This window comes from Micromonospora sp. CA-263727 (genome assembly GCF_050942455.1).
Lineage (GTDB): Bacteria > Actinomycetota > Actinomycetes > Mycobacteriales > Micromonosporaceae > Micromonospora.
The window spans coordinates 5,240,645-5,258,815 of record NZ_CP192031.1 but is presented as its reverse complement, the minus strand read 5'-3'; the positions used below and the strand labels follow the sequence as shown (position 1 = coordinate 5,258,815).

The window sequence follows — 18,171 nt, the reverse complement described above, 5'->3', positions numbered from 1 at the left end:
ATGCGGGGGGAGTGGCATGGCGAGTCAGGTGCGCGGGAGCCAATTGGCCCGGTTGCTCGGTCAGTGGCACGCCCTTCCCGGTCGCCGACGCAGTCCCGACTACGCGGCGCTGGCCGGCGCCGTACGCGGGCTGCTCGCCGACGGCCGGCTGCCGCTGGGCGTACGCCTGCCGGCCGAGCGTGATCTGGCCGAGGCGCTGCGGATCAGCCGTACCACGGTCACCGCCGCGTATCGCGAGCTGCGTGACAGCGGGCACCTGGCCAGCCGGCGCGGCGCGGGGAGCTGGACGATGCTGCCGGGAACCCATCGGGTGGCCAGCAACGGGCTGTGGATCCCGCTGGACGACCGGGACATGCTCGACCTCGGGGTGGCGGCGCTGGCCGCCCCGCCCGAGTTGCTGCCGGCCGCCCGCGCGGCGGCCGAGGACCTGCCCCGCTACCTCGGTGGCGCCGGATACCACCCGATCGGGCTCATCGAGCTGCGCGAGGCGGTCGCCCAGGGGTACACCGACCGGGGCCTGCCCACCTCGCCCGACCAGATCATGGTCACCAACGGCACGCAGCACGCCCTGGACCTGGTGCTGCGGCTGGCCCTCGCCCCGGGCGGCAGCGTGCTGGTGGAGTCGCCGAGCTACCCCAACGCCCTCGCCGCGCTCTCCGCCCGGCGGGCCCGGATCACCACCTACGGGCTGGCCGCCGACGCCAGCGGGTGGGACGCCGACCTGCTGCTCGGCACGCTCCGGCAGGTGCGTCCGCGGGTGGGGTATCTGATCCCCGATTTCCAGAACCCGACCGGCCACCTGATGCCGGCGGAGCTGCGCGAGCGGTTGGTCTCCACCGCGCACGCCGTCGGCACCGACCTGGTGATCGACGAGTCCTTCGTGGACCTGCCGCTGGACGGCACCGTGCTGCCGCCGCCGACGGCGAGCTTCGACCGGCACTCCCGGGTGGTCAGCATCGGCGGGATGAGCAAACCGTTCTGGGGCGGGCTGCGGATCGGCTGGATCCGGGCCTCCGCGCCGCAGGTGCAGCGGCTGGCCGCGGTGCGGGTCGGCGTCGACATGGCCAGCCCGGTGCTGGATCAGCTGGTCGCCGTGCACCTGCTGGCCGCCGCGCCGGAGATCGCGGCGGCCCGGCGGGCGCAGCTGGCCGTCCAGCGCGACGCGTTGCTCGGCGCGCTGGCCGCCCGGCTGCCGGAGTGGCGGGTCACCGTCCCCACCGGCGGCGTGACCCTCTGGGCCGAGCTGGACGGGCCGATCTCCAGCGCGCTGGCGCGGGCGGCCGAGGAGGTCGGCGTACGCCTGGCGCCCGGTCCCCGGTTCGGCCTGGACGGCACCCTGGAGCGCTTCCTGCGGCTGCCGTTCACCCTGCCCGCCGCGGAGCTGGTCGAGGCGGTCGGGCGGATCGCCGCGGTCCGCTACGACCTGGACCGGGCCGGGCTGCCCCGGTGGCGGGAGCCCAGCGTCATCGCCTGACGGCTGTCCCGGCTGGATCCGATCCGGCCGATCCACCGCGACCCTTCGGCGCTGGCGGGCAGACTGCCGGGGTGGACAGCGTCAGGGGCGTGCGGTGGTCGCGCGGCGTGCGGCCCGGCGCGCCCGGTTCCCGCGCCACCCGCCTCGAACTCTTCTACGACCTGATCTTCGTCTTCGCCTTCATCCAGGTCACCACGCTCACCGCCGAAAACCCCACCCCGCGTGGGCTGGTGCAGTGCCTGGTCGTGCTCGCCCTGCTCTGGTGGGCGTGGACCGGCTTCGCGGTGCTCGGCAACGTGGTCCGTACCGACCAGGGCGTGCTGCCCTTCGTCGCCTTCGCCACCATGGGCGGCGCGTTCGTGTTCGCCGTGGCGATGCCGCAGGCGTTCGGCAACGCGGCCGGCGGGCTCTCCGGCCCGCTGGTCTTCGCGGTCTGCTACTTCCTCGTCCGCGCCACCCAGGTGGCGGTCTTCGGCTGGCTGGCCCGCGCCGACCGCGAGCTGCGTCGCCGCTTCCTGTTCGTGGTGGGCCGGGGGCTGGTCGTCGGTGCGCTGGTGCTCGCCGCCGCGCTGCTGCCGCAGCACCTGGCCGACCAGGCGGCGGAGATCGGGCTGCGGCTGGTGCTGTGGATCGCCGCGCTCGCCGTCGAGTACGGCGCCGCGCTGGCCCTGCGCGGCAGCGGCTGGACGGTGCTCTCCGCCGGGCACTGGGCGGAGCGACACGCGTTGATCGTGCTGGTGGCGCTCGGCGAGACGATCATCGCCCTGGGGCTCGGCGCCGGCTTCGTCGTCGAGTTGCCGCTGAGCTGGCTGGTGATCATCTCGGCGATGCTCGGCGTGGCGGTGGTCGCGGGGCTGTGGTGGGCGTACTTCGACACCCTCGCGCTGGCGCTGGAGCAGGCACTGCACCGTACCCGGGAGTTGCAGGCCCGGGCCGTGCTCGCCCGCGACGCCTACACCTACCTGCACCTGCCGCTGATCGCCGGTCCGATCCTGTTCGCCCTGGGCCTCAAGCGGGTGCTCAGCGGTGCCGCCGCGCCGGACACCCCGGCCGGGAGCCTGCTGCCCGGGTTCGACCTGCTGGTGCTGCACGGCGGGGTCGCCCTCTACCTGCTGGCGCTGGTGGCGCTCGGCTGGCGGGTGCTGCGGGTGCCGCGGTGGCCGACGATCATCGGCGTGGTCCTGCTGGCGGTGCTGGTCCCGGTCGCCGCCCGGGTGCCAGAGCTGGTCGCGCTGGGGCTGCTCACGGTGGTCGTGCTGGCGGTGACGGTGGTCCAGACGATGGCGGACGCACCGCTGCGCGGAGAGGTCCGGGAGGTCGCGCTGGCCGAGCAACTCGCCACCGAGGCCGAGCAGACCAACTGGCGTGGCCGCCACCTGTGAGCCCAGCACCCCGGGGTACGCGCCGGCCCCGCACCCGGAATCGGGTGCGGGGCCGGCGGCGCGGAACTCGCCGTACCTGCCGTCAGATCTCGGCGACGCTGCCCGCGTACATCTTGTCGATCTCGGCGGAGAAGTTCCCCTCCACCCCGCGACGTTTGATCTTCAGCGACGGGGTGATCTCGCCGTCCTCGATGGTCAGGTCCCGCGGCAGGATGGTGACCTTCTTGATGGTCTCCCAGCGGTTGAGCTTGCTGTTCAGCTCGGCGACATACTCCTCGACCATGGCCTGGGCCTCCGGCGAGGCGACGATCTCGGTGTAGGTGCGGCCCTCCAGCGGGGTGCCGGCCGCCCAACCGGCGATGGCGTCCGGGTCGAGGGTGACCAGCATCGTGCAGAAGTTGCGCGCCTGTCCGACGACCACCGCCTGCGAGGTGTACGGGCAGGTGGCCTTGAACATGCCCTCGATGTGCGACGGCGCGATGTACTTGCCGCCGGAGGTCTTGACCAGGTCCTTCTTCCGGTCGGTGATGCGCAGGTAGCCGTCGTCGTCGAGGCTGCCGATGTCACCAGTGCGGAAGTAGCCGTCCTCGGTGAACGCGGCGGCGGTCTCCTCGGGCAGGTTGTGGTAGCCGCGCATCACCGGCCGGCCCTTGATCAAGATTTCGCCGTCGGTGTCGATCCGGCACTCCAGGTCGCCCATCGCCTTGCCGACGGTGCCGATGCGCAGCCCGTCCGGCGGGTTGACGAAGTTGCCGGCGCTGGACTCGGTCAGGCCGTAGCCCTCGGAGATCGGCAGGTTCGCCGCGGCGAAGAAGGTGGCGATCTCCGGGCTGAGCGGTGCGGCGCCGGAGACCAGCACCCGGATCCGGCCGCCGAGGCGGGCCTGTAGCTTGCTGAAGACCAGCTTCTCGGCCACGGTGTACTTGAGCTTCAGCCCGCCGGGCAGCGGCTTGCCGGCCTGCTCCAGGGCGACCTTCTCCTTGCCCACGCCGACCGCCCAGGCGAAGATCTTCGCCTTCGCGCCGCCCGCGCTCTGCGCGGTGGTCACCGACTTGTTGTAGACCTTCTCGAAGACCCGGGGCGCGCCGCACATCAGCGTCGGCCGGACCACCGAGAGCAGCTCGACCAGCTTGTCGACCCGGCCGTCGACGTACGTCGGCAGGCCGACGTGGGTGGCGCCGCAGAGCAGCGTCTTGCCGAACGAGTGGGACAGCGGCAGCCAGAGGTACTGGAGGTCGTCGTGGCGGAGCAACCCGACCGCCTCCTGTGCCACGCCCTCCCAGCACCAGCCGCCGTGCAGCAGCTCGACCCCCTTGGGCCGGCCGGTGGTGCCGGAGGTGTAGATCAGGGTGGCCAGGTGCTCCGGGCCGATGCCGGTCACGATGCGGTCGATCAGCTCCGGGTCCTCGGCGAGCCGCTGGGCGCCCTGCTCCTCCAGCTCGGCGAGGGTCAGCTGCGGCACCGCCGCCGACGGATCGGCGTCGCCGTCGAAGAGGACCACGTGGGTCAGCGCGGGCAGGTCCGCTCCGGAGATCTTCGCGGCCTGCGCCGGGTTCTCCGCGAAGAGCACCTTGGAGCCGGAGTCGGCGAGGATGTAGGTGGCATCCTTCGGTTCGGTGGTCGGGTAGACCGTGGTCGTCGCGCCGCTGGCGCACATGATGCCGAAGTCGGCGATCACCCATTCGAGCCGGGTGTTCGCCAGGATCGCCACCGGATTCTCCTGACCGACACCCAGGCCGTGCAGGCCGGCGGCGACCGCCTTGGCCCGCTGCGCGACCTGCGCCCAGGTCAGCCAGACCGGCCCGGCCGAGCCGGGGTGGCCGAAAGCGTGGCGGTCGGGGGTCGCTGCCACGCGCTTGAGGAACATGTCAGGAATGGAACGGTACGGTACATCGAGAGCCATCGCTGTAGCCGCCTTCGGGGGTGGAGGCGTGACGGTCGTCACGTCGGTTGCGTTACTGAGCAGTATTGCCTGCGTTTCCGGCATCGGCCAGCCCCGGCGATCATCCACCGACCCCGTCCCGGCAAATGGAACGCTTGTCTCAGGCGTACCGCTCCGCCGCCCGCGACCAGTCGTAGGTGGCCCGGATCCAGTTCCGCCGCGCCGCCAACGCCGGCCGTACCGCGTCGCCGTGACTGGCCAGCAGGTCACTCTCGGTGCTCAGGTACGCGCTGAGTCCGTCGTTGAACCGGTCGGCGGCGGCCCGCAGGGCGGCCGACTCGTCGCCGGTCTCCCGGGCCAGCACGGTGACCAGGTTGTGCGCGTCCGGCCCGACCCGGTGCTCCTTGCCGTAGGAGAAGACGTCGTTGCACCAGCAGACCAGGTCGGCGGCGAGCAGGTCCAGCGCGGCCCAGCCCGGGTCGGCCCGCTGGGCGGCCGGCGGGAAGCCGTCCAGGGCCAGGTCGGTCAGGGTGAGGCTGGGGTACACGCCGCCGGTGTGCCGGCGCATCTGTACGTACTCGTCCACCGAGGGCACCCGGTCGTGCTCCCGGTTGGCCGCCTCCCAGAGCAGCGCGAGCAGGTACGTGCGCATCGCGGCGGTGAAGCGCAGCAGCACGGCCGGGCGGCGGTGCGCGCGGACCCGCTGGCACAGGTCGGCCAGCGCACGACCGAGCGGCCCGGCGGCGCCGGCCGGCAGCTCGCCCGGCGTGCCCAGCCGGTCCAGCACGCCGAGCAGGGCGGCCACGGTGGGTGCGAGCCGGGTCGGGTCGTCGCCCAGCCCGTCCTCGTCGCAGGCGTCGTCCATCACGAACAGCCAGGAGATCAGGTCGGCCAGCAGACGCAGGCGCTCCATCGGGGCCTGCGGGCAGGCTCGCCCGGCCAGCCCGGCCGCGTCCGCCCGGCGAAGGCGTTGCCCGTTACTGATCAGCCCCAGATCCTGCGCCCAGTCAGTACTTTCCCGCGCCACCCGCTCCGTGTCGTCGTGCCGGGCGCCGGTGAACGGTGGTTCCTGCAGGGCCGAGACCGCAAAGCTCCGCATCGCGCTCCCTGTCGCGCCGCCCCCCACGAGCGGCGCGGCCAGAGTACGGGAGCGACGGTCGTCACGGACCGCCCGGTGGATAACGTTTCGGATATCGTCGTGACCGGTTCTGTGCAGTGGGTTAGAAACCCAGGTTGGCGCCGCGCAGCCGCTCCGTCAGCCCCGGGGAGCCGTCCAGTTGCACCCGCGCCACCCGCTGCCGGCCGGAGAGGAACAGGGCCAGCTCGCCCGGCGCGGCCACCAGCCGCAGCGGTTCACCGCCCCGGCCGGCGGTGGTCTCGCCGTGACCGGGCGCCTGGACGAGCAGTTGGGCCGGGAAGCGGCGCAGCGCCAACCGGGCCAGCATCGCGCCGCGTCGCCACAGCGCCCGGTCCAGCCCGGCGGGCAACTCCCGGGGCTGCCATCCGGCCTGGGCCCGGCGCACGTCCTCGTGGTGGATGAAGAACTCCAGCGTGTTGGCCAGCTCGTCGGTGAGCGGATTGCTCACCGGGCTCCACACTGGAGGCTGCCGCACCTGGTCGAGCAGCTCGGCCCAGTCGCCCGCCGCGATCTCGCGCCGGACCCGCTCGGCGTACCCGTTCAGCGGCGTCAGCGCGATGCCGGCCGCGGCATCCGGCCGCCGTTCCCGGAGCACCAGGTGGGCGGCGAGATCACGGGTGGTCCAGCCCTCGTTGATGGTCGGGGCCTCCGGCCCCAGCGTCGACATCAGGTCGGCGAGCGCCTCGCGCTCCGATCGGGCGTACCGCGACATAACCGCGATCGTATGCCGGTGCCGGCGCAGCCGCGCGGTGATCGCGGGTCAACCAGACGGTGATCGCGGGCCGGCTGCGGGGTGACGTCGGACATATCGCTGCGGGTCGGCGGGACCGGCGGGTAGCGGTAAGGATGAGGGAGGATTGTGGCGGCTTACGGCGGGGGAGAATGTGGCGAGCGGGACTAGTCGGGACGTGCTCGGCCGCGGGCTGGCCGTCCTGTGGCGGGCCATCCGGGAGCAGCCGAGGATCTTCGCGGTCGCGGTCAGCGGCAGTGTGCTGTTCGGCGTGATGGTGGTCGCCAGCGCGTTCGTGGTCGGGCGGGTGGTCGGCGAGGTCGTGGTCCCGGCGATCGAGCAGGGCTCGGTCGCGGTGGGCGCGCTCGCCCTGGCCGCCACGGCGCTGCTCGGGATCAGCGTGCTGCGGGTGGTCGGCATCTTCGGTCGGCGGCTCGGCGCGGGATACATGCAGTTCCGCCTCCAGGCCGAATACCGGCGCCGGGTCACCCGCCGCTACCTGGAGCTGCCGCTGTCCTGGCACCACCGCAACGCCACCGGCACCCTGCTGTCCAACGCGAACTCCGACGTCGAGGCCGCCTGGCATCCGATCGCCCCGCTGCCCTTCGCGGTCGGCACGCTGGTGATGCTGGTCGGCGCGGTGGCGTCGCTGTTCTTCACCGACTGGGCGCTCGCGCTGGTCGGGCTGGCGGTCTTCCCGGCGCTGTTCGTGCTCAACGTGGCCTACTCCCGTCGGATGGCCCCGCGACAGGCCCAGGCCCAGCGGCTGCGGGCGGAGGTCAGCGGCATCGCCCACGAGAGCTTCGACGGCGCGCTGGTGGTCAAGACGATGGGCCGGGAGGCGCAGGAGACCGCCCGGTTCGCCTACCGCACCGGCCAGCTGCGCGACGCGCTGATCTCCGTCGGCCGGCTGCGCGGCATCTTCGACCCGATGCTGGAGACCCTGCCCAGCCTCGGCACCCTCGCGGTGCTGGTGGTCGGCGCGTTCCGGCTACAGCAGGGCGCCATCTCCGTGAGCGACCTGGTCAGCGTGGCCTTCCTCTTCACCGTGCTGGCCTTTCCGGTGCGGGCCATCGGCTGGGTGCTGGCCGAGCTGCCGCGCAGCGTCGCCGGCTGGGACCGGATTCGCCGGGTGCTCGACGCCACCGGTGAGATGCCGTACGGCGACATCCGGCTGGACCCGGTCGCCGCCACGCCCGCCACGCTCGCCTTCGCCGGTGTCGCGTTCGCCTACGAACCCGCCGAGGCCCACCTGCCCGGCGCCGAGGTCCTCGGCGAGGTCACCTTCACCGTCCCGGCCGGGAAGACCGTCGCCCTGGTCGGGCCGACCGGGGCCGGCAAGTCCACCGTCGCGGCGCTGGCGGTCCGGCTGGTGGACCCGCGCTCCGGCACGGTCAGCCTCGATCACGTGGACGTGCGCGAGCTGGCCGCGGACTCGCTGGCGGCCACCGCCGCGCTGGTGGCCCAGGTGCCGTTCGTCTTCGACGACACCGTCCGGGCCAACGTCTCGCTGGACCGGCCGGGCGTCGGCGACGAGGCCGTGTGGGCCGCGTTGCGGCTGGCCGAGGCGGACGGTTTCGTCGCCGCCCTGCCCGACGGGCTGGACACCATGGTCGGTGAGCGGGGCACCTCGCTCTCCGGCGGGCAACGGCAGCGGCTCACCCTGGCCCGGGCCCTGGCCGGACGCCCCCGCCTGCTGGTGCTGGACGACGCGACCAGCGCGGTCGACCCCCGGGTGGAGGCCGCCATCCTGGCCGGGCTGCGCTCGTCGGCGAGCGGCGGTCCGGGCGCGTCGATCCTGGTGGTGGCCTATCGCCGGGCCACCATCGCGCTCGCCGACGAGGTGATCTACCTGGAACAGGGCCGGGTGCTCGCCCGGGGCACCCATTCGACCCTGCTGGCCACCGTGCCCGGCTACGCCGACCTGGTCACCGCCTACGAGCAGGCCGAGGTCGACCACGATCGGCAGCGTACCTACGACGAGGTCACCCCACTGGCCTCCGGCCTGGAGGCGGAGCTATGACGGAGGCGGCCCAGCGGGACGAGGCGGCCGAGCGGGACGAGGCGGCCCAGCGGGACGAGGCGGCCGAGCGGGACGAGGCGGCCCAGCGGGACGAGGCGGCCGAGCGGGACGAGGCGGCCCAGCGGGACGAGGCGGCCGAGCGGGACGAGGCGGCCCAGCGGGACGAGGCGGCCGAGCGGGACGAGGCGGCCCAGCGGGACGAGGCGGCCGAGCGGGACGAGGCGGCCCAGCGGGACGAGTCGACCTGGCGGACGATGCGCCGGGGCCTGGCGCTCTCCCCGGAGCTGCGGGTCGGGCTGGCCGGCACGCTCGGCCTGGCGCTGGTCTACATGGTCGGCCGGGTGGCCGTGCCGGTGGCGGTGCAGCAGGGCATCGACCGGGGCATCGTCGGTGGGCTCGATTTCCACGCGCTCTTCACCGTGGTGGTGGTCACCGCCGCCGTGCTGGTGGTGACCACCGGCTGTGGCTACCTGATGATGCGTCGGCTGTTCACGGTCAGCGAGACGGCGTTGGCCGGCGTGCGGGTGCGGGCGTTCCGGCACGTGCACGACCTGTCCATGCTGCACCAGCAGTCCGAGCGCCGCGGCTCGCTGGTCTCCCGGGTGACCAGCGACGTCGACCAGATCACCCAGTTCCTCCAGTGGGGCGGGGTGATCCTGCTGGTCAACCTGGGTCAGCTGGCGGTCACCACGGCGGTGATGCTGGCGTACTCCTGGCAGTTGACCCTGGTGGTCCTCGTCGCCTTCGTGCCGGCGGTCTTCGTGATCCGGCTGCTCCAGCGCCGGCTCGCCAGCGCGTACGGGGTGGTCCGGCAGCGCACCGGCGCGCTGCTGGCGGCGGTCGGGGAGAGCGTGGTCGGCGCGCCGGTGATCCGGGCGTACGGCATCGCCGGGCGGACCGCCCGGCGGCTGGACGAGGCGATCGACGGCCAGCGGCGGGCCCAGCAGAAGGCGATCCGGATCAGCATCGTCGGCAGCTCCGTCGGCGAGCTGGCCGCCGGGCTGGCGCTGGCCGGGGTGGTGGTGCTCGGGGTGTTCCTCGGCGCCGACCGGACGCTGAGCATCGGCGAGGTCACCGCGTTCCTGTTCCTGGTCACGCTCTTCATCCAGCCGGTGCAGATCGCCACCGAGGTGCTCAACGAGGCGCAGAACGCGATCGCCGGCTGGCGCCGTGTGCTGGACGTGCTGGACGTGGCGCCGGACGTGGCCGACCCGGGCGAGCAGGGGCGCGAGCTGCCGCCCGGCCCGTTGGACATCCGCTTCGCGCAGGTGCGCTTCGCCTACCCGGGTGGCTCCACCGTGCTGCACGACGTCAGCCTGGAGATCGCGGCGAAGAGCCGGGTGGCGGTGGTCGGTGAGACCGGCAGCGGCAAGACCACCTTCGCCAAGCTGCTCACCCGGCTGATGGACCCGTCGGCGGGCGCGGTGCTGCTCTCCGGAGTGCCGTTGACCGACGTCCGCTTCGACTCGTTGCGTTCCCGGGTGGTGATGGTCCCGCAGGACGGCTTCCTCTTCGACGCGACGGTGGCGGAAAATGTCCGTTTCGGCCGTCCGGAGCTGACCGACGAGCAGCTCACCGCGGCCTTCACCGAGCTGGGGCTGGCCGACTGGCTGGACGGGCTGCCGGCCGGGCTGGCCACCGGGGTGGGGGAGCGCGGCGAGGCGTTGAGCGTGGGGGAGCGGCAGCTGGTCGCGCTGGCTCGCGCGTACGTGGCCGATCCCGATCTGCTGGTGCTGGACGAGGCGACCAGCGCGGTCGACCCGGCCACCGAGGTACGGCTGCAACGAACCCTGGACGCGGTCACCCGGGGGCGTACCACGCTTGCCATCGCGCACCGGCTCTCCACCGCGCAGGGCGCCGACGAGGTGATCGTGGTGGACCGGGGCCGGATCGTGCAGCGCGGCTCGCACGACGAGCTGATCCGTGATCCGGATTCGGTCTACGGCCTGCTCTACGCCTCCTGGCTGGAACAGACGCGGTAGACGGCGCCGGGCCCATGCCATACGCTCCGAGTTAGGTAAGCCTAACCTCAGAAGGAGGTCGGTTTTATGCGGCCCAGTCCTGCCGAGATCGTCCGGACCCTGGTGGCCGGCCGGCTGCCCGGCCTCGTCCGTCTGGCCTGCCGGCCCGGCCTGCACCAGGTCCGCCACGCCACCGACCCCGACGGGCGGGTGCTGCTGCTGGTGCCCGTGGTCAGCGACCTCGCGGCGGCGCTGCGTCCGGCCAGCGAGGAGCGCCCCGTCGCGGTGGTGCTCGACGTGCCCGACCTGCCGCCCGTCGCCGGGGCGGCGTCGCTCGGCCGGGCCCTGGTCTCCGGTTGGGCCCGGCCGTTGGCGGGTGACGCGGCCCGCGCCGCGGCGATGGACTTCGCCGTCGTGCAGCCCACCGGTGACCTGCTCGATGTCGGCACCCGGTTCCGGCTCTTCCGGTTCGAGGTGGCCGAGGCCCGCTGGGACCGTGCCGGCGTGCTGCGCCGGATCGATCCGGCCGCGTACGCCGAGGCCGAGCCGGCCGCTGCACCCGCTCAGTCGGGCAGTTCGCCGGTGAGATAGCGCTGGATGGTCGGGCCGATCAGGGCGACCAACGTCTCCGGCGCGGCGGAGGCGACCGGTTCCAGGCGGACGACGTGCCGCATCAGGGCCAGCCCGATCAGCTGGCTGGCCACCAGGGACCCGCGCAGCGGCACCTCCGCCGGATCGACGTCGAGGTGGTCGAGGACCCGGCGCAGCACCTGGGTGGTGAGGAACTCCCGCAGCATCCGGGCGGTCCACTCGTTGCTGACCGCGGAGCGCAGCAGGGCCACCCCGGCGGTGCCGGCCGGTGAGTCCCAGAGCGCGATGAACATCCGCACCAGCCGCTCGCCGAGACCGTCGCGGTCCCCGGCGAGCACCTTCGGCAGCAGCTCCCGGGGGTCGGCCGGCGCCTGCATGGCGGCCAGGAAGAGCTGGTCCTTGTTGCCGAAGTAGTGGTGCACCAGCGCCGGGTCCACACCCGCCTCCGCGGCGATGGCGCGGATGGTGGTGGCGTCGAAGCCGCGCTGGGCGAAGGCGGCGCGGGCCGCTTCGAGGATCGCGTCCCGGGTCGCCGGGTTGCCGGGGCGTCGTCCGGTCCGCCGCGCCATCGCCCTCCCTCGCTCGTTCCCGTGGGGCGTCCGTGCCCCGGTCCACACCGGGGCACGGGCCACCCGTCAGCTGCTGCGCCGTCGCAGGGTGGCCGCGGCGAGCAGCAGCGCCAGCACCGCCGCGCCCGCGACGACGGCCACGTCCCGCCACATCGTCGCGGTCGGCTCGGTGTGCGCGCCGACCTCCTGTAGGGCCTCCACGGCGTACGACAGCGGCAGCACGTCGCTGATCGCCTGCAACCAGCCGGCCATCTGGTCCCGCGGCACGAAGAGACCGCAGAGCAGCAACTGCGGGGCGACCACGACCGGCATGAACTGTACGGCCTGGAACTCGGTGCGGGCGAAGGCGCTGCACAGCAGCCCGAGCGCGACGGCGAGGACCGCGTTCAGCACCGCGATCATGATCACCAGCCCGCTGTTGCCGGCGGTCTCCAGGCCGAAGACCCAGTACGCCACGGCCGAGGCGACGGCGGCCTGCACCGCCCCGGCCAAGCCGAAGGCGATGCCGTAGCCGAAGAGCAGGTCGGCCTTTGCCAACGGGGTGGTGAGCAGCCGCTCCAGCGTGCCGGTGGTCCGCTCGCGGAGCATGGCGATGCTGGTCACCAGGAACATGATGACGAACGGGAAGAAGCCGAGCATCACAAGCGCGATCTGGTCGAATTGGGACGGCTGGCCCGGCGGGGTCGGCTGGTCGGCGTACATGTAGTAGACCAGGGTGAGCAGCGCGGTGGGCACGACCACCAGCAGGGCCGCGGTGCGCCGGTCGTGGCGCAGCTGTCGCAGGATGCGGCTAACGGTGGCGGCGAGGATCCGTGGGTTCATGACGCCTCCCGGCCGGTCTCGGTCGCTCTGATCAGTCGCAGGAACGCCTCGTCGAGGTCGTCCACCCCGGCGGTGGCCCGGATCGCGTCCGGTGTGTCGTCGGCGACCAGCCGGCCCTCGCGGATGAGCAGCAGCCGGTCGCAGCGGGCCGCCTCGTCCATCACGTGGCTCGACACCAGCAGGGTCGTCCCCGCCGCGGCCAACTCGTGGAACCGTGCCCAGAGGTCGGCCCGCAGCACCGGATCCTGGCCGACCGTGGGCTCGTCCAGCACGACCAGTTCCGGGTCGCCGACCAGCGCACAGGCCAACGACGCCCGGCTGCGCTGCCCGCCGGAGAGGGTGCCCACCAACTGGCGGGCCGCGTCCGCCAGCCCGACGTCGGTGACCGCCCGATCGGCCTCGGCCCGACCGCGCCCGTGCAGGGCGGCGAAGTAGTGGGCGTTCTCCCGGACCGTGAGGTCGGCGTAGACGCTCGGCGCCTGGGTGAGGTAGCCGATCCGGTGGCGCAGTTGCGCCGCGCCGGCCGGCTGGCCCAGCACGGTCACCGTGCCGGCGGCGATCACCTGCACCCCGACGACCGCGCGCATCAGTGTGGTCTTGCCGCTGCCGCTCGGCCCGAGCAGTCCGGTGACCGAGCCGCGTGGCACCGCGGCGTCGATCCCGTCCAGCACTCGCCGTCCGCCCCGGTTCACGACCAGGCCCCGGACGGCGATCGCGTCGCCCATCGCGTACCTCCTAAACTCATCGGCTGTTGAAATCAACGGTAGATGAAATAGCGGCGGCGAAGCAAGGAACGAACGACGGCGGGCCGGGATGCGGGGGGTTGACCGCGACTGGGACCCTCGGTGGATGGACGCCGATATCCGGGAGCGGACCTTCACCGTCAGCGAGGCGGCCGACCAGGTCGGCCTGACCGCCTACACGCTGCGCTGGTACGAGCAGGAGGGGCTGGTCGCCCCGGTGGGCCGGGACTCGGCCGGGCGGCGCCGCTACACCCGGCGGGATCTCGACTGGCTGCTGCTGCTCACCCGGCTACGCCGGACCGGGATGCCGGTGCGCGACATGCGTCGCTACGTCGAGCTGGCCCGGCAGGGCGACGCCACCCTCGGCGCGCGGCGGGCCCTGTTCGAGGAGCACCGGGTACGGGTGCTGCACCGGATGGCCGAGCTGGTGGAGGACCTGAAGGTGCTCGATTTCAAGATCGACGCATATCGTCGGATGGAGTTGGGCGACGCCGGGTGAGGCCGTGCCGCTGGCCGACGAAACGGGCTCCGAGGTGACAATGCCATAGCACGGGCGCTAGCCTCCAGACCGGACACAGTGTCCGTCATGGGTCATTGCACCCTGATCGGACGTGCGGCACGATGGCGTAGTGGATCACGCTCAGTCACCGACCAGTAACTTTTTCGACGACTGGGCCGCGCGGCTGCGCGCGACCGCCGACCGGCCGGTGGTGGGCATCCTGCTGCGCGGCAGCCACGCCCGCCGGGCCGCGACCGCACACAGCGACGTCGACGTCGACGTGCTGGTCGGCGGTGCCCCGTACGCGGCCCGCCAGGCGTACTTCGCGGAGCACTCCGGCCGGCTGACCCACGTCTCGGTCGCCGCCCGGGACGTCCGGTCCTGGGTGAGCCGGCTGGGTGAGCCGGCCGACTGGGCGTTCGGCCTGCCCGTGACGGCCCCGACCCGCCTGCTCTGGGCCGATCCGCACTGGCGGGACCGGATCGACCTGCCGGTGCTCTGCCAGCCGGCGGGCGAGCCACGACTGGAGGAGCTGATCGCCACCCTCGGCAAGGTGGCCACCGCCCGGGACGCCGACGACCAGCTCGGGGCCCGGCTGGCCGCCGCCGACCTGGCCCGGCTCTGCCCGTCGGTGCTGCGGCTGGCGAACCCCGCCGTCCGCGTGGTCTCCCGCCGCTCGGCGTTCGCCGCCGCGCTCGACCTGCCGGTGGCGCCGGCCGGCTACCGGACGGACATGCTGCGCTGCCTAGGGCTGTGGCCCGGCTCGACCGGCCAGTTGTGGGCGGCGGCGGCCCGCCTGGTGGCCGGCACCCTGCCACTGATCCGCCCGTACGCCGCCGAGGTGGCCGAGGCGGCCGGTTCGGAGCTCGCCGACGCCCTGCTCGACGGTCGCCTGGACCGCTACGTGACCCAGTTGGGCCGGCCCACCGCCCCGACGCCGTCCGCCAGTCGGGAGTCCGCTGGGGTGCCCGCGCCGCGTACGGGACAATGGGTCACTGTGCCCGTACCTGACGCGCCGGTGACCGGCGCCCACCTCGAAACGCCGGAGCCGCCGGGCGGCCCGGAGCGGCCGTCCCGGCTCGACCCGGCGATCGCCGCCCGGTTGCGACGTACCCCCGACGGCCTGGTGGCCGCCGTGGTCCGTCAGCACGACAGTGGCGAGGTGCTGATGGTGGCCTGGATGGACGACGAGGCCCTGCACCGCACCCTGACCACCGGTCGGGCCACCTACTGGTCGCGCAGCCGCCGCGAGTACTGGGTCAAGGGCGCCACCTCCGGCCACCACCAGTACGTGCGCTCGGTGGCGCTGGACTGCGACGGCGACGCCGTGCTGGTCAGCGTCGACCAGGTCGACGCCGCCTGCCACACCGGGCAGCGCAGCTGCTTCTTCACCGAGCTTCCCGTCACCACCGGCGAGGTGGCCTCGTGACCGACGGCCGAGTCAGCCCGGACCTGGCCACCTTCACCGAACTGGCCGCACACTGGCGGGTGGTGCCGGTCACCCGGCGGCTGCTCGCCGACGCGGAGACCCCGGTCGGGGTCTACCGCAAGCTGGCCGGCGGTCCCGGCACCTTCCTGCTGGAGTCCGCCGAGCAGGGCGTCGGCTCCTCGGGGCTGGCCTGGGCCCGGTACTCCTTCGTCGGGGTGCGCAGCAGCGCCACCCTGGTCGAGCGGGACGGCGTGGCGGCCTGGCTCGGCGAGCCGCCGGCCGGGCTGCCGACCACCGGCGACCCGGTCCAGGTGTTGCGCGAGACGGTGGCGGCGCTGGCCGGCCCGCCCGCCGACCCGGACGGCGGGACGCCACCGCTGACCGGGGGCATGGTCGGCTACCTCGGCTACGACCTGATCCGCCGCTTCGAGCGGCTGCCCTCGCTCACCGAGGACGACCTGGGCCTGCCCGAGCTGGGCATGATGCTCGCCACCGACCTGGTGGTGCTGGACCACTTCGACGGCTCGGCGATCCTGGTCGCCAACGCGATCCTGCCCCCGCTCGACGAGCCCGGCCGCGAGGCGCGGATCACCGCCGCGTACCACCACGCGGTGGGCCGGCTGGACGCGATGACCACGGCGTTGTCGCGGCCCATCCCGCCGATGGTCGCCACCGTCCGCCGCCCGAGCGCGGGTGAGGTACGCAGCCGTACCCCCGACGGCGGCTACCCGAAGGCGGTCGAGGCGGCCAAGGAGGCGATCCGGGCCGGCGAGTGCTTCCAGATCGTGCTCGCCCAGCGGTTCGAGCGCGACACCGGGGCCGACCCGCTCGACGTCTACCGGGTGCTGCGGACCACCAACCCCAGCCCGTACATGTACCTGCTGCGCTTCGACGGCTTCGACATCGTCGGCTCGTCGCCGGAGGCGCACCTGAAGGTGACCGGCGAGGTCGACGGCGAGCGGCGGGCGCTGCTGCACCCGATCGCCGGCACCCGCCCGCGCGGCGCGACACCGGAGGCCGACGCGCGGCTCGCCGCCGAGCTGCTCGCCGACCCCAAGGAGCGCGCCGAGCACGTGATGCTGGTCGACCTGGGCCGCAACGACCTGGGCCGGGTCTGCCGGCCGGGCACCGTCGAGGTGCCGGAGTTCGCCACCATCGAGCGGTACAGCCACGTCATGCACATCGTCTCGACGGTGGTCGGCACGCTGCGCGCCGACCGGACGGCCTTCGACGCGCTCGCCGCGACGTTTCCGGCGGGCACCCTCTCCGGGGCGCCGAAGGTGCGGGCCATGGAGGTCATCGAGGAGTTGGAGCCGGTCCGCCGGGGACTCTACGGCGGCACCGTCGGCTATTTCGGCTTCGGCGGCGACCTCGACATGGCGATCGCGATCCGGACCGCGCTGATCCGCGCCGGCCGGGCCTACGTGCAGGCCGGCGCCGGCGTGGTGGCCGACTCGGACCCGGCCGCGGAGGACCAGGAGACCCGGAACAAGGCCGCCGCGGTGCTCGCCGCGATCGCCGCCGCGGAAACCCTCAGGCCGGCTCGGTGAGCGCGAGGAACGCAGCGCAGCGGGGTACCGCGGTCGCGAGCGGAGGGCGGGCTCGGTGAGCGCGCGGGACGCGGTGCGGTCCGAGGGGGCGGGCGGCGCGAGCTGGCGTACGCGGTGCTGCTCTGCCTGGCCGGTGCGGGGCTGGCGCTCTGGGCGACCACCCGGAGTTGGGCGATGGACGTGTCCGGGCGGCCGGAGCCGATGCCGCTGGTCTCCGAGGGGCGCACCGGCGCGCAGCTGCTGCCCTGGCTGCCGGCGTTGGCTCTGGTCGGGTTGGCCGGCGGCGGTGCGGTGCTGGCCACCCGGGGCCTGCTGCGCCGGGTGCTCGGCGGGCTGCTGGCGCTGCTCGGCCTGGCGGTGGCGGCCGGCGGGGCCTACGGGCTGGCCGCCGATCTCGGTGACCGGGTCACCTGGCAGTGGCCGGCGCTCACCCTGCTCGGCGGGCTGCTGACCGCGGCCGGCGGCCTGTTCACCGCGCTGCGCGGTCAGCGCTGGCCGGCGATGGGCGCCCGGTACGAGCGCCGCCCGCGGCAGCCGGCCGGTGCGTCGGACCCGGGTGGCGCGGCCGGCTTGGGCGGTGCGGCCGGCCCGATCACCGGGCGCGGCACGGTCGAGGCGTGGGACGCCCTCGACCGGGGCGAGGACCCGACGGTGCGCTGAGGGGCCGGGTCTCCGGACGCAGAGGCGGGCTGTGGGTCAGCCGATCGGTTGGCGGTCGCGGGCGGCGGCGAGTTCCGCGACCAGCCGGTCCAGCGCGGCCCGCTGGTCGGCCCGGGCGCGGTCGGCGCAGATGGCCTCCCAGGCGTTGCCGCGGGCGGTGCGGATCCGGTCCGGCCCGACCACGGCCCGCTCAAGCGTGTGGACGACACCGACGGCGAGCGACGCGACGGTGCGCGAGATGGTGGTGAGCCCGATGGTCTGCTGCGGCGCGGAGGAGTTCATGATCACCCCGGGGAGAGATGGTCGTGGTGGTGGGGCAGGCGCGCCATCGAGTCTGCCCGAGGACGAGGCTGCCCGGTTCACGTTTCGTGGTGATGACCGCACCATCAAACTCTGCGGCAGGGGCCCTGAGCAGGCAAAGGGTCCTTCGGCCTTGAGCTTGCTCACAGTGTCGACGCCGGCGGCCGCGGGCCGGTCCGGACGCTGAGATGATTATCTATATGAGTGACTGTCGATGGTGTTGTGACGCAGAGTCACGGCGCGTTCGCGCAAGTCGGCCATTATGCCGCAGTCCATTTCGTGAGGAGCGCCATACCCCCGGCGGTCGGCCCCAGGTAGGGCCCCCTAACATCGGCCCATGACACCCGGAGAGGGGAGTCCGTTGGTGACTGCTGAGCATCCGCACGCGGAGGGGGACGAGGCCGGTCCGGCGGCGCCC

At 73.6% G+C, this 18,171-nt stretch carries 15 protein-coding genes and 2 pseudogenes; 10 read left to right on the top strand and 7 right to left on the bottom strand.

All coding sequences use genetic code 11. The features are described from left to right. The first annotated feature begins 16 nt into the window (after window positions 1–16). Window positions 17–1,474 carry a PLP-dependent aminotransferase family protein gene (locus tag ACQPYA_RS22890; RefSeq protein WP_433529146.1) on the top strand — a complete coding sequence of 486 codons (1,458 nt, stop codon included), beginning with the start codon at window positions 17–19 and terminating at the stop codon, window positions 1,472–1,474. A gap of 71 nt (window positions 1,475–1,545) precedes the next feature. Continuing rightward, complete coding sequence (locus ACQPYA_RS22885) at window positions 1,546–2,856, top strand: low temperature requirement protein A (protein WP_433529145.1); 1,311 nt, start codon at window positions 1,546–1,548, stop codon at window positions 2,854–2,856. 82 nt (window positions 2,857–2,938) lie between these two features. Here ACQPYA_RS22885 and ACQPYA_RS22880 read toward each other — a convergent pair whose 3' ends face one another. The 3 genes from ACQPYA_RS22880 to ACQPYA_RS22870 form a co-directional block, all read right to left on the bottom strand. After that, window positions 2,939–4,759: an AMP-dependent synthetase/ligase gene (locus tag ACQPYA_RS22880; protein ID WP_433529144.1), complete on the bottom strand. Its 1,821-nt coding sequence runs from the start codon at window positions 4,757–4,759 to the stop codon at window positions 2,939–2,941. Window positions 4,760–4,898: 139 nt separating this feature from the next. Further along, window positions 4,899–5,837 carry a terpene synthase family protein gene (locus tag ACQPYA_RS22875; protein ID WP_433529143.1) on the bottom strand — a complete coding sequence of 313 codons (939 nt, stop codon included), beginning with the start codon at window positions 5,835–5,837 and terminating at the stop codon, window positions 4,899–4,901. 121 nt (window positions 5,838–5,958) lie between these two features. Beyond that, entirely contained in the window at window positions 5,959–6,588 is a 630-nt protein-coding gene (locus ACQPYA_RS22870) for a TIGR03085 family metal-binding protein (RefSeq protein ID WP_433529142.1), read from the bottom strand. Between the two features lie 172 nt (window positions 6,589–6,760). Here ACQPYA_RS22870 and ACQPYA_RS22865 point away from each other — a divergent pair, with 172 nt between their 5' ends. The 3 genes and pseudogenes from ACQPYA_RS22865 to ACQPYA_RS22855 form a co-directional block, all read left to right on the top strand. Beyond that, entirely contained in the window at window positions 6,761–8,629 is a 1,869-nt protein-coding gene (locus ACQPYA_RS22865) for an ABC transporter ATP-binding protein (RefSeq protein WP_433529141.1), read from the top strand. A 254-nt stretch (window positions 8,630–8,883) separates the two neighbouring features. Then, window positions 8,884–10,611 carry an ABC transporter ATP-binding protein gene (locus ACQPYA_RS22860; protein ID WP_433533576.1) on the top strand — a complete coding sequence of 576 codons (1,728 nt, stop codon included), beginning with the start codon at window positions 8,884–8,886 and terminating at the stop codon, window positions 10,609–10,611. A gap of 66 nt (window positions 10,612–10,677) precedes the next feature. After that, a pseudogene (locus tag ACQPYA_RS22855) lies at window positions 10,678–11,167 on the top strand (DUF2470 domain-containing protein); the annotation flags it as partial. On the opposite strand, the gene ACQPYA_RS22850 reads toward ACQPYA_RS22855, so the two are convergent. The 3 genes from ACQPYA_RS22850 to ACQPYA_RS22840 all read right to left on the bottom strand — a co-directional run bounded on the left by ACQPYA_RS22850 (window position 11,154) and on the right by ACQPYA_RS22840 (window position 13,297). After that, on the bottom strand, window positions 11,154–11,750 hold the full coding sequence (locus ACQPYA_RS22850; protein WP_433529140.1) for a TetR family transcriptional regulator: 597 nt from the start codon (window positions 11,748–11,750) through the stop codon (window positions 11,154–11,156). The pseudogene ACQPYA_RS22855 and the gene ACQPYA_RS22850 sit on opposite strands and share 14 nt — an antisense overlap. A gap of 66 nt (window positions 11,751–11,816) precedes the next feature. Next, window positions 11,817–12,572, bottom strand: coding sequence for an ABC transporter permease (locus ACQPYA_RS22845; protein WP_433529139.1), 756 nt, complete (start codon window positions 12,570–12,572; stop codon window positions 11,817–11,819). Continuing rightward, window positions 12,569–13,297, bottom strand: coding sequence for an ABC transporter ATP-binding protein (locus tag ACQPYA_RS22840; RefSeq protein WP_433529138.1), 729 nt, complete (start codon window positions 13,295–13,297; stop codon window positions 12,569–12,571). The genes ACQPYA_RS22845 and ACQPYA_RS22840 overlap by 4 nt, the downstream gene beginning before the upstream one ends. 124 nt (window positions 13,298–13,421) lie before the next feature. Here ACQPYA_RS22840 and ACQPYA_RS22835 point away from each other — a divergent pair, with 124 nt between their 5' ends. From ACQPYA_RS22835 to ACQPYA_RS22815, 5 genes and pseudogenes are all read left to right on the top strand, one after another. Next, complete coding sequence (locus ACQPYA_RS22835) at window positions 13,422–13,814, top strand: MerR family transcriptional regulator (RefSeq protein WP_433529137.1); 393 nt, start codon at window positions 13,422–13,424, stop codon at window positions 13,812–13,814. A 112-nt stretch (window positions 13,815–13,926) separates the two neighbouring features. Next, window positions 13,927–14,583, top strand: a pseudogene (locus ACQPYA_RS22830) (phosphoribosyl-AMP cyclohydrolase); the annotation flags it as partial. Between the two features lie 228 nt (window positions 14,584–14,811). Beyond that, window positions 14,812–15,243: a phosphoribosyl-AMP cyclohydrolase gene (hisI, locus tag ACQPYA_RS22825; RefSeq protein WP_433533575.1), complete on the top strand. Its 432-nt coding sequence runs from the start codon at window positions 14,812–14,814 to the stop codon at window positions 15,241–15,243. Continuing rightward, entirely contained in the window at window positions 15,240–16,793 is a 1,554-nt protein-coding gene (locus ACQPYA_RS22820; protein ID WP_433529136.1) for an anthranilate synthase component I, read from the top strand. The genes hisI and ACQPYA_RS22820 overlap by 4 nt, the downstream gene beginning before the upstream one ends. 102 nt (window positions 16,794–16,895) lie before the next feature. Beyond that, entirely contained in the window at window positions 16,896–17,453 is a 558-nt protein-coding gene (locus ACQPYA_RS22815) for a Trp biosynthesis-associated membrane protein (RefSeq protein ID WP_433533574.1), read from the top strand. A 36-nt stretch (window positions 17,454–17,489) separates the two neighbouring features. On the opposite strand, the gene ACQPYA_RS22810 is transcribed toward ACQPYA_RS22815, so the two are convergent. Then, window positions 17,490–17,735, bottom strand: coding sequence for a hypothetical protein (locus ACQPYA_RS22810; RefSeq protein WP_433529135.1), 246 nt, complete (start codon window positions 17,733–17,735; stop codon window positions 17,490–17,492). Window positions 17,736–18,171 lie beyond the last annotated feature (436 nt).